Raw genomic sequence first — 12,581 nt, 5'->3', positions numbered from 1 at the left:
AATTCGATGATCGATTGTGACTCCACTTAGGCTCGATGAAAGGAAGTCGTGAGATGATTTATTTAGATAATGCAGCAACAACTTGGCCAAAGCCACAACAAGTTGTGGATGCTATTGAAGAGGCTCTTATGCACAAAGGTGGAAATGCCGGCCGGGGGGGACATGGTGCAGCGATGCAAATGGCTAGACTCATTCACCAGGCAAGGGAAGACTTGTGTGTTTTATTTGGCACAGATAATCCGAACCGGGTTATCTTTACCCAGAATGCTACCCATGCTTTGAATCAGGCGTTATTTGGGCTTTTGCAGCCGGGAGATCATGTCATCACGTCGTCGATTGAGCATAACGCGGTGGCCCGACCGCTCTGGGCTTTGAAACAGCGAGGGGTGGAGGTAAGCGAAGTTCAGGGGATACTCGGGGGAGAGTTTGATTTAGAAGCTTATGACAAGGCTTTTCGCCCTAACACTAAGTTAGTGGTGACCTTACATGCCTCGAATGTAACAGGCACCTTGTTACCAGTGAAAGCAATAGGGCAAATTTCCCATGAACACGGTGCTTACTATCTGCTGGATGCCGCACAAACTGCGGGGGTTTTCCCTATCGATTTAGGACGCCTAGCCGTGGATTTACTAGCCTTTCCAGGACATAAAGGCCTTTTGGGTCCTCAGGGAACGGGAGGGCTTATCGTCAAGCCGGGGATCCGCTTGGAACCGTTGATTTACGGTGGGACGGGGAGTCTTTCCGAGGAGGATCGTCAACCGGACTTTCTGCCGGATGCCTTGGAAAGCGGCACGTTGAACGGCGCAGGAATTGCCGGATTAGGAGCGGGAGTGCGCTACATACTCCGGGAAGGTGTGGATAAAATAAGGGTTCGAGAACAGGCGCATTGCCGAAAATTATGGAACGATTTACGGGAGATCTCGGGTGTTAAGCTTTACGGGAGTGAGCTAGTAGAGAGGCGGTCTCCCATTGTGGCCTTTAATATTGGGGAACTCGATTCTGTAGAAGCCAGCTTTATATTAGAAGAGAAAGCTGGAGTCATCGCCCGAGCTGGGTTACACTGCGCTGCCCATGCCCACAGGATGCTAGGAACTTTGGAACAGGGGGTCGTTCGCTTTAGTCCTTCCCATTTCACGAGTGAGGAGGAGATTGAGACGGCTCTGCAGGCGGTGAGAGAGGTAGCTGAGGACAATATCAATCTTTGAATAGAGGAAATTTCGAAGGAGCTTACGATGAAAATTGTAATGTTAAACAAGACGAGTAATCTTTTCAAAGCAATTGCTCATCCGTCGAGGGTGCAAATTCTGGAGTATTTGAGTTCCGGTGAACGGTGTGTCTGCGAAATAATTTCCGAGCTTGGGCTTGGGCAGTCGAATGTATCCCAGCATTTGGCGGTGCTGCGTCGGGAAAATCTTATCGAGTCGAGAAAACAGGGGCTGCAAGTTATGTATCGAGTTAAACACCTGGAGATTTTGGCAGTATTGCAGAAAAGTCAGGAGCTGATAAGCAATGCGTTAAACTATAAACATCGGCTAATGCAAGAGATCGAGACAAAGGAATGATTCGATCAGGCTTAAGAGGCAAGGGAGGCATTTGTACAGAAAGTAAGTTGCCTCTCTTGCTTTTCCATTTCATGAACAGCTTGCTTTAGCTTAATTTTAATATGGCATATTTCAATGTCATTGAGACAACTTTGGAAAAAATAATAGTGCAAAGAAAATAGAACGGTAGTATAATATTAGTATATGATAATTATATAATAGCAAGGAGGTGTTTCGGCGATCAACAGCAAGGAACTATCCCTATGCATTGGTGTCCTTGGGGATGACCTAGTTGGCGGATGTCGGAGCGTTATTACGAGTGATAAAGCGCTAATCCAATTGTGTTCGAACCTCAAATAGGAGTTCCTTAGAAGTAATCTTATTAAATATGAAGTTGGAGGAATCAAAATGTCGGAAAAGCAGTTACCAGGGTTTATTATGTGCGTCTGTACGGGGAAATGCCCAGGTTTTCAAAGTATGGATATCTGGGATTTCATCAATCAGGTCAGAGTCGAGCTGCCGGTGGAATACGGATTTATTCACCCGCAGTTATGTGAAGAAGATGGAGACCGGTTTCTGGCAGATTATTTGAAAGCCCACAGAAAGGTTATCATTGGCGCCTGTGCCCCGAATATGCAGAGGAAGATGTTCAAACAGGCCTTTAAAGATGCCGGGCTGGACATTGAAAAGGATGCCTATATGCTCGATATTCGAGATATGACCAATGAAGCGGCGTTCAAAAAGGTGGAGGATTTGGTAGAACAAATCGAAGCGGAGGGATAAGCATGAGTGAAGAAACGTTTATGGGGGTCCCGAGAAATACCATCGACTGGAGCCCGATTATTGACTATGACAAATGCAACTACTGCATGGAGTGTGTCAAATTTTGCCCACACCAAGTGTATGAAGTTCGGGAGACTGAGGAGAAAAAGCTAATTGTAAAAAATCCAGATAACTGCGTCGTCTTCTGCCGAGCGTGCGGCAAAACCTGTGGCGTGGATGCCATAACCTTCCCGGATAAGGGAGAGACAACCAAGAAGATCAAGGTAACCCGAAAGGGGATGGCAGGCAATGAGTAATAGCTTTGCTATCTTACCTTGTAATGGGCTGGACAAAGGCGCAGGTTGTATCGCCCGGGAAATCGCAGTAAACCTTATCGAAAAATCAGACAGTGACATAATTTGCCCTGTATTATATCGAGTGGCAGATGCCAGATATACTAAACTGGCCCAAGAAAAGCCGCTCCTTGTGATTGATGGCTGCCAAACGCGGTGCGCTAGCAAGCTTGCTTCGGAAAAGGGCTTAAAAGTTACCGCCAAAATAACGGTAACAGAAGAAGCAAAAACTAGGGGGTTTGAGCTGGGAGACTCCTTAAGGCTCGGAGAAAATGAAGTGAAACTGGCTGAGATGGTTGCCGATGAATTACTTCTGGAGAAGGAAGCGGAAAAGGCTACAGAAAGTAAAACGGCAGCAGAAAACGAAACAGTCTACCCTGAAACGTATGATTATGAAGTTTACAAAAAGGACAAATTCATTTTCCGAGTGCCCAAAGAAGGCCTGTTATTCAATGAAAACGATAGTTGGGTGTATATATCGGGCAACAAAGCTCGCATAGGCGTGACGGATTATGTCCAGCAAAGCTTATCGGATATCATGTTTTTTACCCCACCCGCCGTCGGCAACGAAGTGGAGCAGTTTGGTGAGCTAGGCGAGATTGAATCGGGGAAAGCAGTCTTCGAAGTGGTATCTCCTGTGTCAGGTAAGATTACCGCTGTCAATGAAGAACTTTCCGTTGCCCCTGAACTTATTAATCAGAATCCGTATGAAAAAGGCTGGATCGCTGAAGTGGAGCTATCCGATTTGGAAAGCGATAAAGAATTTTTGCTTGATTTTGAGGGATATTTCACAATTTTAAAAAGAAAGGTAGATGAGTTCCATGTCTGAGAGGATCAAAGTAATTCCCTGCAGTGGGATGGGCAAGGTCTACGGCCTTGTGGCAAGGGAAAGCGCGTTAAAGGTTATCCAAGAGCTGTGTCCGCAGGAAGCTAGTACGGTCTGTCTCGCCTATATCGTGACAGGGGATCAAGAGGCCAAGGAATTAATTGAAGGACAAAAGTGTATTACCCTTGATGGATGCCCTGCTATGTGTGCGGCTAAAAATGCGGAGCTGGCCGGTGGCATTGTAACAGAAAAGGTGAGGGTCATCGATTCCTTTCGGAAACACAAAGGAGCCAAGCCAGGAACAGCCACGGAACTCACGGAAGAAGGCTGGCTAATTGCAGATGAAATAGCGAGCGAAATCGCCGAAAAGGTTAAATTATTAAGGAAGGAGGGCTAAAAATGTCCATAAATATGGTGAAAATCGGAGTTGTATCCTGTAGTGGCGAGGACTGTCTGGGAGGGACGATCTCTAGATTGGCAACTCGAAAAATGCTGGACGAAGTTCGTCCGGATGCAACTGTGACGATATGTTTGCCGCTTTTTCTAGCAGGTGGAGTGGAAGAACGAGGATTTGCCGAAAAGTTCCCGACCATTTCTGTGGATGGCTGTTCTAAAGCTTGTGCTAAAAGAGCTACTGAGAAATATAGTGGTAAAGTGAGTGCCGCAATCGATGTTACGGATTTTATAGGAAAAGAAGTTGCCGAAGCAGGAGCCTTGTCCACCAGAAACCTGACGGATGAACACAAAGCCATGGTGGAAAAACTTGCCAGCGAGATAACGACCAAGTTTGACGAGGTATTGAGGGCTGCTCAAAGAGATCAGGTGGCTAAAGGTCTTGCCATGGTAGGAACTGGGTCCTCTGGAGGTTGTGGCTGCGGTTGCTGAGGGCAGAAATAAGAATAAATTTATAGGGGAGAGATCAGAATGACGACGAATTGGTATCCAATTATTAATTATGAGAATTGTATTGAATGTGGGGCCTGTATCAATAAATGTTCGCATGGTGTTTACGACAAAGAGAGTGCAAAACCGATGGTCATTTATCCCGATGGATGTATTGATCGCTGTACAGGTTGTCAGGCGTTGTGTCCGGCAGAAGCAATTCAATATTATGGCGATACAGGTGGGCCTAAAACAACGTGTAGTTGCGGTTGTTAATAATCAAATACTTCCTTTGGGAGACGTGTCTAAGGTGGCGCGTCTCTTTTCTATACGTTTTGAAAGCAGACAGCTAGGGCATGGATTAGTTGTTAAAACAAGGAGTCGCAGAACTAGTCAATAGGATCATTCGTTTTTGGATCTCTGTAAATATGGGTCTTGTTCTTTTGAAAATAGCTCTTGTAGAATTTAAAAATTGTAGTATACTAATATTATTATATTATAAAAATATTATTTAGTAAAAAAGGGGTGTATGTGGAGGATGCCAAGAATGATGTCAAGATTTGCAATATCACCAATTATCTCAAAGCAAAAACGAATGATCAAACGTATGAACGAACGAGAATATTCTAAGGATCGAAGGGTGGCGGTTATATGAACAAGGATGGAAATAGGATTATTATGTTGCTCGGTTTAGCGGGTTTTATCGTTATGGCAGACAACTGGGTGGTGTCTCCCATACTACCGGCCATTGCTCAGAATTTGACGATTGATATTTCAAGAGCAGGGCTCTTAATCTCGGCCTATATGATTCCCTTTGGAATTTTTCAAATCATCTTTGGGCCCTTGGCAGATCGATATGGGAAAAAGCAAGTCATAACGTTTGCGATGATCATGTTTACGATAGCGACTGGGCTTTGTGCGTTAGGTTCGAGCCTAACCAGCTTGGCAATATTCAGAGCGCTCACGGGAGTGTTTGCCGCATCGGTTATGCCAATATCCTTAGCCTTAATCGGAGATATGTTCCCGGTCCAGGAAAGACAGGGTGCGATAGGAACGTTTATGGGTATATCGTTTCTGGGGCAAGGACTCAGTATGGCCATAGGAGGGACAATTGCTTACTTCCTTAATTGGAGAGGAGTTTTTGGTGTCTATGCGATACTTGCCATAATTCCAACCTTACTGATCCTAAAAAATTACAAGCTTCTCCCCTCGGAAAAGCATCCTGACAGCAAACTATTTGCGCCGTATGCTAAGCTGTTGGGAACGAGCAGGAGTCTGTTTACGTATATCATCGTTTTACTGGAGGGTATATTCATCATCGGAAGCTTTTCTTACGCAGGAGCTTACATTGCCCAAACCTATGGATTCAACTATTTGTATATTGGTTTAATTATGACGGCCTTCGGAATCATGTCAGTTATTGGCGGAAGAATGAGTGGTAAGTTAGCGGCTAAAATGGGTGCGCGCAAAGTATTGAGCTTGGGACTTGTGTCAGCCGCTGTTGGGGATATCATTATCTATCTGTATGGGGATGTATTGGGGATGCTGATCCTAGGGATTGCCCTGTTAGGACTTGGTTTCATCTTTACTCATTCTACGCTGCTTACAAGAGCTACAGAGTTTGCCCAGAAGGCTAGAGGAGCCGCCATGTCCCTGGTAGCATTCTTTTTCATGGGTGGAGGCGGTATCGGTACGGCAATTGGCGGAAGAGTGATTGCAGCCGTTGGGCTTAGTAACCTTTTCCTGATTAATGGTATTGCTCTCATCGTCACGTTGCTCTTGAGCTTTGTCATGATAAGGGATCATGTTGTGGAACCCAATGAATCCTTGGAAGAGATCGGAAATCTGTAATAAAGACGGAACATAGTGATAGTACAAGTTAGATGCCTAAAAGTGTGTTATATTTTCTTAAACTCAGAAAATATAACACACTTTTTCATATGATCCTAGAACTAATTGTAGACAGGGGGCTTTATAGCTGATAGTATTCCAAAATGGAATACTTTATATGAAGGAATATTATAATATACGGAGAATAACATATTTTTATCTATGCAAACCTTGGCAAAACGGTCATCATAGATGCTAGGATAGAAAGGGAATATAAAGGAAGCCGAGATGCAGGAGAAGCAAGAGGAGGACATATTCAGGGGGCAAAGAACCTAGTATGGTCATCCGTGCTCAATGAAAATGGAACTCCAAAATCACCTGAAGAAATCATAAAGATTATGGTGGATTTGGGGGTAACACCTGAAGACGATTTTGTAGTTTACTGAACTATGGGTATGAGATCGGGCTACCTTAGCACGGTCCTCAGAGCCGTTGGCTTTGATAAAGTTAGAAACTACGAGGCATCTATTTATGAGTGGGCAGCAGATCCAAACATGCCAATGGAAAAATAGGCATGTCCAGTTGAGTAAGATATTAAGCCCCACGCTATGCGTGGGAGGACTGAACACGAAGTTCCGTGAGGCATGATGTAAAAAGTCCTCATTTGCTATAATGAGAAATGGTTTCGCCGCAGGCAGAGGAGTCCAGTTGATCATGCTCAATCTCAAGGTGTATAATACGACAGCATCAACGACAGGACGATCAAAAAGGACAGAGCTGCTCATAATTCTGAATGAATTATGAGCAGCTCTGTCCTTTTGGCTATGCGTTGTCTGACGAAGTGGACCCTTAATAATTGGACATGAGGGATTAAAACTAGGACTCGTGAACCCGACGGTACACGCAATCATGCTATGAAAAAAGGTCATACTACTTGGCAAGCTTATTTTAACTGAACTTATAGATGTGTTTGATAAGATTAAGGCCTCGCGCTATAAGGCGTGGGCTGATTTTCTGCCCGAACATTATGCAGGAATTGAGAAAGCTCCGCTGCAGTACAGCATACAGCTTTTCATCCCTTTGCCTTATAAAGTCCCAAAGCTCGTCTGCCTTGCAGCTAAGCCTTTCGTCCTCTGCGATATAGATATGAGTAACGGTGATGGCTACCATCATTGAAAGATAGAAAATCATGTAGCGTCTAAGCTTCTCACATTCAATGTCCTTAAAGAGATCGTACGCCTCAATCATCATGCGCGTCACCTTAAGCTGCTGGTCAATCTGTTTGATCATGACCTGCGTGTTGACGGATTGACCACCCCGGCCAATGAGATAGTGATACGGAGAACAGTCCAGATAAACTAAGCTTTTCACATAAGGCAGAGGTAGATAGGCCACAAGGTTGTCCACATAAAATGTGTGTTCCGGCAGTTTGAGGCCGCACTCTCGCAGCAAATCCGTCCGGCAAAACATGGAGTGCATGAGCATGAGCTGGTCGAAGCGAAAACGATGCATACTGTCCCATGAAATAACCTTGCCTTGTGGAAAAACATTACTGAATCGCATCACTTTATGCTTACCGTTATAGGAATATTCATAAACATAGTTCGTGATAAGCAGGTCTACGGAGCCAATGCTGCGCAGCAACGTAAGCACCGACAGGTAGTCCGAAGTATCCAGCCAGTCGTCGCTGTCGACAACCTTGAAATAAGTACCCGTGGCTACCTCCAGTCCGCGGTTGACAGCCGAGCCATGGCCACCGTTTTCTTTCTGCTCAAGGCGGACAATTCCGGGAAAGCGACCGCAGTATTCGCGGGCAATCTCCGCTGTGCTGTCTGTGGAACCATCATCCACGACAATAACCTCTACCTCTTGCCCGCCCAGCACTACAGTATCCAGGCAGTGGCGAAGATAGTCCTGCGAATTATAGGACGGTACGACAATTGATAAAAGTTTGATAGTTTTCACCTCCAAATTAGCTTCATTTTGTCCGTTTTAGTTTAATCGATTTAGTGTCCTTCTGCTGATTCGTGTGCCACATGTTCCCGAGCGCTTCTCCGTATTGCCCGTGAAGGGATTTAATGTATAGGTAACTTCCTAGGGGCAGGAGTGCTGCATACTGTATCAGGTGCAACAGCAAGCTCGCTGACAGCGCTGTGGTTGGATCAATTCCCAGACCCCCAAGGCCCAGAATTGTCCCGTATTCAAAAAGGCCGATGGCCCCTGGCGTGGCCGGTATAAAATTGATGATATTGGTGGCGGCAAATACGGCAAGCGACATGCGAATGGACGCCACCCATGGGAAGCCGAAGGCCACAAGCCCAATCCATGTCGACACGAGTAGTATAATCCATGAAAGGAGCACCCAATTCATCATTTTCACAGTGTCAACATTTAAATACTCACTGAGATAACTGCGAAGTCGCGGAAGAAAAAAGATGAGAATCACGAACAATATAAACGCCGCAATACAGAGAAAGGTAAGAATCCACAGGGCTTTTAACAAATTTTGGTCCGTAAATCCGGCAAAGGGAACTGCGGAGAGTGAAAGGATCATAATTGCAGCGAAATCTGCGAAGGCCGGAATAATCAGCAGGTTTGTAATCTTTATGGCACTGTATCCCCTCGGGAAAAAAGCCGCCCGCAGCCCCTCTCCGACATGGAACGGCAAAACCATGTTAGCAGCATGCCCTATACCCACGATTTGGAGAGCTGTCATTCTGTCCATGTCCCGGTCAATACCCCGTGTATAGGCAAGTCCGCGAATATAGTTTGCATACACAAAGATAGCGACTGAAACCAGCGCAAGGCCCCAATTGATGTGAGCATGGAAAAGCTCGCCCACATGCAGGCCTTTGAGCGCTCCAATCGAGTAATAAACAATGACAGCTGTGATGATTATACCTATGAACAGCTTTAGTTTTGTTTTAGTGGGCATTCATTTGCTCCCTTGGTCCAAAGATTCGGTAGATCTGTTTTCTTTCATTGTCACGGGTCAATTAAATTTATAGACTTTGCGGGCTATGTTATATAATCGGACGGTGATTTTGTTGCCGGAACTTCCGGGCAGGTTTGCAACCATTCTCAAAAACCTGCTGCTTGCATGCCCATACAGACCGTTGTCGCAACTTAAAAGAAAGGTCCATAGCTCTTTTTCCTTCTTATTGTCTTCTTTTGTGCCAGAAATTCTTAAGAATACGGTGCAAATTATCATCATCATAGCCAAATGGCTAAGCATATAGCTGGACAGCTTTTTGCTGGGTATGCTCCCGGGGAGACTGTGACATCCTATCATGATGCGAGTTACTAGGATCTGCTGGTCAATTCTTTTTATCATGACACTTTCATTGACAGATTGGTCTTCCCGCCCGATAAAATAATGGTAAAGGTCCACATCCAGATAGTAAATAGTTTTCACAAAAGGCAGTGGCTGGTAAACAAAAATATTGTCCACATAAAAGGTATGCTTTGGCAATTTAAGGCCACATTCATGCAGCAGTTGTGTTCTGTAAATCAACGAATGCATCAGAAGATATTTCCAGGGAGGAAACCTCCTCATGTCATCCCAACCGAACATCTGATTGCGGGGAAAGACATTGCTATAATTAATGACGTGCCTGGTCCCTTCCAGCAGCTTTTCATAGATATAGTTGCATACCAGCATATCGGGAGCAGAGTTGCCACCCACGAACGTTTTAAGGGTTTGCAGCACCTCGATCATACCCGGGCCATCGACCCAGTCGTCTGAATCGACCACTTTAAAATATAGACCGGAAGCGTTCTCTAGGCCGGTATTGACCGCTTCGCCATGTCCTCCGTTTTCTTGATGGATCACCCGTACTATATCAGGGTATTGCGAGGCATAGTTATCGGCAATCTTTCCGGTGTCGTCGGTAGAACCGTCATTGACAATAATAACTTCCACATCATTTCCGCACGGAAGAAGTGTATTGATGCAGCGTTCCATATAAGCCGCTGAATTGTAACAGGGTACGGTAAATGTAATTATTTTCAATCTTTCCTCCGATCTGAAGCTTTGAGTCGGCAAAAAATAAAATAAGAAGACTAAACTCATTACTTTATTAAGGTGTCGGCAAGCTCCAAAGCCTTCTTAACTATGGCGTCCATGTTGTAGTATTTGTACTCCGCAAGCCTGCCCAGTAAGTGGAATTGTGGAAATTCGTCGGTAAGTTTCCGGTATCGCTCATAAAGGGTGAGATTTTCAGGATTTTGGATTGGGTAATAGGGGGTCTCGCTGTCAGCGCCCGTATAGGCCCGTGGATATTCTTTGACTATAGTAGTTCGTCCGTCCAGAGCCTGTCCAGTGAGGTGTTTGAATTCGGTTATACGGGTATATTCGCGGTCAACAGGATAATTCACAGTCCCCTTGGGCTGGTACCATGTAGTATTGTGTGTTTCAAAGACAAAATCTAAAGTCCGGTACGGCAGGTGCCCGTACCGGCAGTCAAACAGTTCGTCTACCGGTCCTGAGTATATTACGGTGCCGTTGAACGGGGAACCGTCAAAAAACACTTCCCCGGATTCCAGCCGGAGCAGCCTGCGAGCATCGGAATTAAGTTTGAGCTCTATATTGGGGTGATTTAACATGTGCTCGAAGAGTGAAGTATAGCTCTTGGCAGGGATACCCTGATAAGTGTCCTGAAAGTAGCGGTTATCATATGAGATAAATACAGGGACGCGGGCGGTAACCAAAGAATCGATTTCGTCGGGAGCCAGTCCCCATTGCTTTTGCGTGTAATATAAAAAGATGTTGTTGTATATGAAATCCGCGATTTCCGCAAGTTCTGTATCGGGCTGTTGGCGAAGATCCAAGATGGGTACCTTGCTTCCGAGGCCATAGATGGCGATCAGCTTTTGCTCTATACGCGCTGCTTTGCAAGGCTCAAAGGCCAAATGAAGCGAATTTAGATTAAAAGGAATTGGCATTAGCTGCCCGTGTATATCGCCCACTACCTCGTGGGAGTAATTCCGCCATTGTGTGAACCGAGAGAGATAATCGAAGACTCTTTTGCTGTCCGTATGAAAGATATGAGGGCCAAATTGATGTACAAAAATTCCGCTCTCACTGAGAAGATCATAAGCATTCCCGCTTATATGGTCGCACATCTCAAGGATCAGCACTTTTTTACCTGCCCGTTCAGCAAGTTCACGCGCTATAACTGTGCCTGCTATGCCGCAACCGACGACAAGACAATCATACATTTCTTTTTTTTTCATGTTTTTATACCCTACATTCAAAATTATATTATCAAATATCTGCGAGTTGCGATATTCACATTTTACTAGGTCTGAAATTATTGCAACTCTAGACTTTAAGGGAAAGTGTTTATGCTCGGTGTGTCAACGCTTTGTACGATAATGAAAAAAGGATCCACTTGTAGTTTAATTTGAGACCCCATTTTCGCTGAGGCCATTTTTTGCTTGCAATAATAAAGAGCTCCCTATGGTTGGGTAACCGAAAAAAGTGAGGAAATCAATACAGGTGGATAATAAGTATCCCTTGAGAAAGACTCAAGGGATAAAATAAGTGAGATATTCAGAAATTAAGTAAAAAGGTTGGCCCCGGTTAGAAGTGTGGGTTAGTTGGTGCTCGTGGCAGGCGCGGGAACTGTGCTAGGTACGTAGCCGCCCCAGCGTCCGTAGCCGCCCATTCCCATGCCAGGAACAAGGGTGCCGTTGGCAAGGGCATCTTGTTGCAGTTTTAGGCGTTGTGCCATGAAATCATTCAAGGCCTTTTGCTGGTCCGCCGTAAGTGGCTGACCAGTGGTGCCCATGTAGCCATGACGACCCATTCCACCCATGCCTGGGCCCATGATCTGCCCGCTATCTAGTGCTTGCTCTTGGTATTTTTGACGAAGATCCATCATGCTCTGGATAGAATTAGCTTGGTCTTGGGTTACTGCGCCAGACTCAACTTCTTTCTGCAGGATTTGTTTCTGAATGCCAAACGTTTGTTGGTACAGAGCTTTGATGTCAGTGAGGGCTGTTGAATCGGTAGCCGCAAAGGCTGTTGTGGCTCCACCGATCAAGAGGGATGCAGTGAGGATCCCAGCGGCAAGTTTCTTTTTCATTAAGACATGACCTCCTTAAAATATTATAATAATCTAAACCGGGGCAATTATAGTATAAACAAAGGTTATGAATTTCAGATGAATGAAGTGTGAAAAGACAGTGAAGATCAGAGATTCACAGAGCTTTAATGAGTTGTTCATATGATGTTTTGGCCATTTGATCAAGAAAGTACTCTGATTAATAAATCAGGGCTCCTTCTTCATAAGAAATTCACAAATTATTCATGGGTTTTTCTTATCCGAGATATACACTAAGGCCATAGAGAAACAGCAAAACCAAGCGAAATGAAGCTGTAGC

Annotated in this window: 15 protein-coding genes; 10 read left to right on the top strand and 5 right to left on the bottom strand. The window is 45.0% G+C overall.

The features are described from left to right. The first annotated feature begins 53 nt into the window (after window positions 1-53). From DSOL_RS05615 to DSOL_RS29940, 10 genes are all read left to right on the top strand, one after another. The gene (locus tag DSOL_RS05615) at window positions 54-1,205 is read left to right on the top strand and encodes an aminotransferase class V-fold PLP-dependent enzyme (RefSeq protein WP_075363884.1); all 1,152 of its coding nucleotides are present in this window, start codon (window positions 54-56) and stop codon (window positions 1,203-1,205) included. A gap of 27 nt (window positions 1,206-1,232) precedes the next feature. Further along, window positions 1,233-1,562 (top strand): ArsR/SmtB family transcription factor, encoded by a 330-nt coding sequence (locus DSOL_RS05610; RefSeq protein ID WP_075363883.1) that lies wholly within the window; start codon window positions 1,233-1,235, stop codon window positions 1,560-1,562. A 387-nt stretch (window positions 1,563-1,949) separates the two neighbouring features. After that, window positions 1,950-2,324 (top strand): hypothetical protein, encoded by a 375-nt coding sequence (locus tag DSOL_RS05605; protein WP_075363882.1) that lies wholly within the window; start codon window positions 1,950-1,952, stop codon window positions 2,322-2,324. A gap of 2 nt (window positions 2,325-2,326) precedes the next feature. Further along, the gene (locus DSOL_RS05600; RefSeq protein WP_075363881.1) at window positions 2,327-2,620 is read left to right on the top strand and encodes a 4Fe-4S dicluster domain-containing protein; all 294 of its coding nucleotides are present in this window, start codon (window positions 2,327-2,329) and stop codon (window positions 2,618-2,620) included. Next, window positions 2,613-3,485: a putative zinc-binding protein gene (locus DSOL_RS05595; protein WP_075363880.1), complete on the top strand. Its 873-nt coding sequence runs from the start codon at window positions 2,613-2,615 to the stop codon at window positions 3,483-3,485. Before DSOL_RS05600 ends, DSOL_RS05595 begins: the two co-directional genes overlap by 8 nt. Then, the gene (locus DSOL_RS05590; RefSeq protein ID WP_235838706.1) at window positions 3,478-3,879 is read left to right on the top strand and encodes a putative zinc-binding protein; all 402 of its coding nucleotides are present in this window, start codon (window positions 3,478-3,480) and stop codon (window positions 3,877-3,879) included. Before DSOL_RS05595 ends, DSOL_RS05590 begins: the two co-directional genes overlap by 8 nt. Before the next feature lie 2 nt (window positions 3,880-3,881). Next, entirely contained in the window at window positions 3,882-4,367 is a 486-nt protein-coding gene (locus tag DSOL_RS05585) for a putative zinc-binding protein (protein ID WP_075363878.1), read from the top strand. Window positions 4,368-4,406: 39 nt separating this feature from the next. Continuing rightward, on the top strand, window positions 4,407-4,640 hold the full coding sequence (locus tag DSOL_RS05580; RefSeq protein WP_075363877.1) for a 4Fe-4S dicluster domain-containing protein: 234 nt from the start codon (window positions 4,407-4,409) through the stop codon (window positions 4,638-4,640). Window positions 4,641-5,015: 375 nt separating this feature from the next. After that, entirely contained in the window at window positions 5,016-6,215 is a 1,200-nt protein-coding gene (locus DSOL_RS05575) for an MFS transporter (RefSeq protein WP_075363876.1), read from the top strand. 191 nt (window positions 6,216-6,406) lie between these two features. Next, window positions 6,407-6,640, top strand: coding sequence for a rhodanese-like domain-containing protein (locus DSOL_RS29940; protein WP_083642337.1), 234 nt, complete (start codon window positions 6,407-6,409; stop codon window positions 6,638-6,640). A gap of 502 nt (window positions 6,641-7,142) precedes the next feature. Here the strand turns inward: DSOL_RS29940 and DSOL_RS05565 are convergent. The 5 genes from DSOL_RS05565 to DSOL_RS05545 form a co-directional block, all read right to left on the bottom strand. Further along, window positions 7,143-8,159 carry a glycosyltransferase family 2 protein gene (locus DSOL_RS05565; RefSeq protein WP_075363935.1) on the bottom strand — a complete coding sequence of 339 codons (1,017 nt, stop codon included), beginning with the start codon at window positions 8,157-8,159 and terminating at the stop codon, window positions 7,143-7,145. 13 nt (window positions 8,160-8,172) lie between these two features. Beyond that, window positions 8,173-9,129, bottom strand: coding sequence for a lysylphosphatidylglycerol synthase domain-containing protein (locus DSOL_RS05560; protein WP_075363875.1), 957 nt, complete (start codon window positions 9,127-9,129; stop codon window positions 8,173-8,175). 57 nt (window positions 9,130-9,186) lie between these two features. After that, on the bottom strand, window positions 9,187-10,206 hold the full coding sequence (locus tag DSOL_RS05555) for a glycosyltransferase family 2 protein (protein ID WP_075363934.1): 1,020 nt from the start codon (window positions 10,204-10,206) through the stop codon (window positions 9,187-9,189). Between the two features lie 59 nt (window positions 10,207-10,265). Beyond that, window positions 10,266-11,429 (bottom strand): UDP-galactopyranose mutase, encoded by a 1,164-nt coding sequence (gene glf, locus DSOL_RS05550; RefSeq protein WP_083642336.1) that lies wholly within the window; start codon window positions 11,427-11,429, stop codon window positions 10,266-10,268. Between the two features lie 362 nt (window positions 11,430-11,791). Next, entirely contained in the window at window positions 11,792-12,283 is a 492-nt protein-coding gene (locus DSOL_RS05545; RefSeq protein WP_075363874.1) for a DUF2680 domain-containing protein, read from the bottom strand. Window positions 12,284-12,581: the final 298 nt, after the last annotated feature.

Source organism: Desulfosporosinus metallidurans, assembly GCF_001936615.1.
Taxonomy (GTDB): Bacteria; Bacillota; Desulfitobacteriia; order Desulfitobacteriales; family Desulfitobacteriaceae; genus Desulfosporosinus; species Desulfosporosinus metallidurans.
This window is presented reverse-complemented; position numbering and strand designations above follow the sequence as displayed.

Bases quoted from the DNA above. Each gene is read 5' to 3' on its own strand.
- DSOL_RS05600 (WP_075363881.1), top strand. From the start codon at position 2,327: ATGAGTGAAGAAACGTTTATGGGGGTCCCGAGAAATACCATCGACTGG.
- DSOL_RS05605 (WP_075363882.1), top strand. From the start codon at position 1,950: ATGTCGGAAAAGCAGTTACCAGGGTTTATTATGTGCGTCTGTACGGGG.
- DSOL_RS05590 (WP_235838706.1), top strand. From the start codon at position 3,478: ATGTCTGAGAGGATCAAAGTAATTCCCTGCAGTGGGATGGGCAAGGTC.
- DSOL_RS05545 (WP_075363874.1), bottom strand. From the start codon at position 12,283: ATGAAAAAGAAACTTGCCGCTGGGATCCTCACTGCATCCCTCTTGATC.
- glf (WP_083642336.1), bottom strand. From the start codon at position 11,429: ATGAAAAAAAAAGAAATGTATGATTGTCTTGTCGTCGGTTGCGGCATA.
- DSOL_RS05615 (WP_075363884.1), top strand. From the start codon at position 54: ATGATTTATTTAGATAATGCAGCAACAACTTGGCCAAAGCCACAACAA.
- DSOL_RS05575 (WP_075363876.1), top strand. From the start codon at position 5,016: ATGAACAAGGATGGAAATAGGATTATTATGTTGCTCGGTTTAGCGGGT.
- DSOL_RS05610 (WP_075363883.1), top strand. From the start codon at position 1,233: ATGAAAATTGTAATGTTAAACAAGACGAGTAATCTTTTCAAAGCAATT.
- DSOL_RS05580 (WP_075363877.1), top strand. From the start codon at position 4,407: ATGACGACGAATTGGTATCCAATTATTAATTATGAGAATTGTATTGAA.
- DSOL_RS05595 (WP_075363880.1), top strand. From the start codon at position 2,613: ATGAGTAATAGCTTTGCTATCTTACCTTGTAATGGGCTGGACAAAGGC.
- DSOL_RS05560 (WP_075363875.1), bottom strand. From the start codon at position 9,129: ATGCCCACTAAAACAAAACTAAAGCTGTTCATAGGTATAATCATCACA.
- DSOL_RS05585 (WP_075363878.1), top strand. From the start codon at position 3,882: ATGTCCATAAATATGGTGAAAATCGGAGTTGTATCCTGTAGTGGCGAG.